This window comes from Streptomyces sp. NPDC006283, from assembly GCF_040613325.1.
Classification (GTDB): domain Bacteria; phylum Actinomycetota; class Actinomycetes; order Streptomycetales; family Streptomycetaceae; genus Streptomyces.
Genome location: NZ_JBEXRZ010000425.1, coordinates 1 through 2,308, shown reverse-complemented (window position 1 = coordinate 2,308; position 2,308 = coordinate 1). Strand labels below are relative to the sequence as shown.

Annotated in this window: 2 protein-coding genes; one reads left to right on the top strand and one right to left on the bottom strand. The window is 67.5% G+C overall.

Annotated features, from left to right (window positions below; all coding sequences use genetic code 11):
* Positions 1-101: 101 nt before the first annotated feature.
* On the bottom strand, positions 102-1,511 hold the full coding sequence (gene glnA / locus ABZ070_RS36880; RefSeq protein ID WP_356640518.1) for a type I glutamate--ammonia ligase: 1,410 nt from the start codon (positions 1,509-1,511) through the stop codon (positions 102-104).
* A 207-nt stretch (positions 1,512-1,718) separates the two neighbouring features.
* Here glnA and ABZ070_RS36875 point away from each other — a divergent pair, with 207 nt between their 5' ends.
* Positions 1,719-2,186, top strand: coding sequence for an RDD family protein (locus ABZ070_RS36875; RefSeq protein WP_356640517.1), 468 nt, complete (start codon positions 1,719-1,721; stop codon positions 2,184-2,186).
* The last annotated feature ends 122 nt before the right edge of the window (positions 2,187-2,308 follow it).

The window sequence follows — 2,308 nt, the reverse complement described above, 5'->3', positions numbered from 1 at the left end:
GGATGGGAGTGGCGCTCGTTCCCCGCATGGCGGCGGAGCGGCGGGACGGGGTCGTGATGCGCGCCCTCGGGAGCGGTATCCCGCTCCGGCCTGTGGCTTTCTTAGATGTCGAAGTAGAGCTCGAACTCGTGCGGGTGCGGACGCAGCTGGATCGGCGCGATCTCGTTCGTGCGCTTGTAGTCGATCCACGTCTCGATCAGGTCGGACGTGAAGACGCCGCCGGCCAGCAGGTACTCGTTGTCCGCCTCGAGGGCGTCGAGGACGGCCGGGAGGGAGGTCGGGACCTGCGGGACGCCCGCGTGCTCCTCGGGGGCCAGCTCGTAGAGGTCCTTGTCGATCGGCTCGGCCGGCTCGATCTTGTTCTTGACGCCGTCGAGACCAGCGAGCAGCAGCGCCGAGAAGGCCAGGTACGGGTTGGACGACGGGTCCGGGGCGCGGAACTCGACGCGCTTGGCCTTCGGGTTCGAACCCGTGATCGGGATACGCATCGCAGCGGAACGGTTGCGCTGCGAGTAGACCAGGTTGACGGGGGCTTCGAAGCCGGGGACCAGGCGGTGGTACGAGTTCACCGTCGGGTTGGTGAAGGCCAGCAGCGACGGCGCGTGCTTGAGGATGCCGCCGATGTAGTAGCGGGCGGTGTCCGAGAGGCCCGCGTAGCCCTGCTCGTCGTAGAAGAGCGGGGAGCCGCCCTGCCACAGCGACTGGTGGACGTGCATGCCGGAGCCGTTGTCACCGAAGATCGGCTTCGGCATGAAGGTCGCGGTCTTGCCGTTGCGCCAGGCGACGTTCTTCACGATGTACTTGAAGAGCATCAGGTCGTCGGCCGCGGCGAGCAGCGTGTTGAACTTGTAGTTGATCTCGGCCTGGCCGGCGGTGCCGACCTCGTGGTGCTGGCGCTCGACCTGGAGGCCGTTCTTGTCCAGCTCCAGGGAGATCTCCGCGCGGAGGTCGGCGAAGTGGTCCACCGGCGGGGCCGGGAAATAGCCGCCCTTGTAGCGGACCTTGTAGCCGCGGTTGTTCTCCAGCGCGCCGGTGTTCCAGGCGCCCGCCTCGGAGTCGATGTGGTAGAACGACTCGTTCGCCGAGGTCTGGAAGCGCACGTTGTCGAAGACGTAGAACTCGGCCTCGGGACCGAAGTACGCGGTGTCGGCGATGCCGGTGGAGGCGAGGTACGCCTCGGCCTTCTTGGCCACGTTCCGCGGGTCACGGCTGTACTGCTCGCCGGTGATCGGGTCGTGGATGAAGAAGTTGATGTTGACCGTCTTGTCGCGGCGGAAGGGGTCCACACGCGCGGTGGACAGGTCCGCACGGAGCGCCATGTCGGATTCGTGGATGGCCTGGAAGCCGCGGATCGACGAGCCGTCGAAGGCAAGCTCCTCCGCCGGGTCGAACGCCGCAGCCGGGATCGTGAAGTGCTGCATCACGCCCGGGAGGTCGCAGAACCGGACATCGATGAACTTGACGTCCTCGTCCGCGATGAACTTCTTCGCGTCGTCGGCGTTCTGGAACATCCAACTCCTCCTACTCCCACCCGGGAGGGGCGGGGTTGCAGCTCGTCCGTGAGGCCAGTGCGGTGGCACACGCTGGTCTCGACCGTAGGCGGACGGGATTTCTCCAGCATGACCCATTTGTTTCGTCGAAGTTAACCGGACGGAAGTCGCACAGCCGGATCGGCCCCGGGCGCAGGCGGGTGAAACCGGGCACAGTACCGTGGACGGGTGGACAACAGGCAAGCAATCGGATCGTGGCTGTCCGGGCCCCGCGCTGCGGCCGAGGACATGGGTGTCGACTTCGGATACCGGGGCCAGCGGCTCGGTCTGCCGGAGACGGGACCGGGCTCCGTCGCCCCTCTCGGGCGGCGCTTCGGGGCGCTCTTCATCGACTGGGGACTGTGTTTCCTGATCGCATACGGACTGTTCGCGGGCGGTGACCGGCAGGCGGCCGGCAACTGGGCTCTCGGCGTCTTCCTCGTGCTCAGCGTGCTGACCGTGGGGACGGTCGGGTTCACCCCCGGCAAGCGGCTCCTCGGCCTGCGCGTCATCTGTGAGAACGGCGGCCGCCTCGGCACCGGCTGGGTCGTCGTACGCAGCGTGCTGCTGTGCCTCGCGATCCCGGCGCTCATCTGGGACCGCGACGGCCGCGGACTGCACGACCGCCTCGCCCGCGCCGTGCAGGTGCGGATCTGAGCACGGGGATCCGACCGACGGGCACTGCCCGGACGAAGCGCATGAACGAGTCGGGTGGTTGCGTCCCGGCCCCCGAAGTTTGAGGGCTTCGGAAGCCCCCGAGAGAGGGCATGAGACACAGC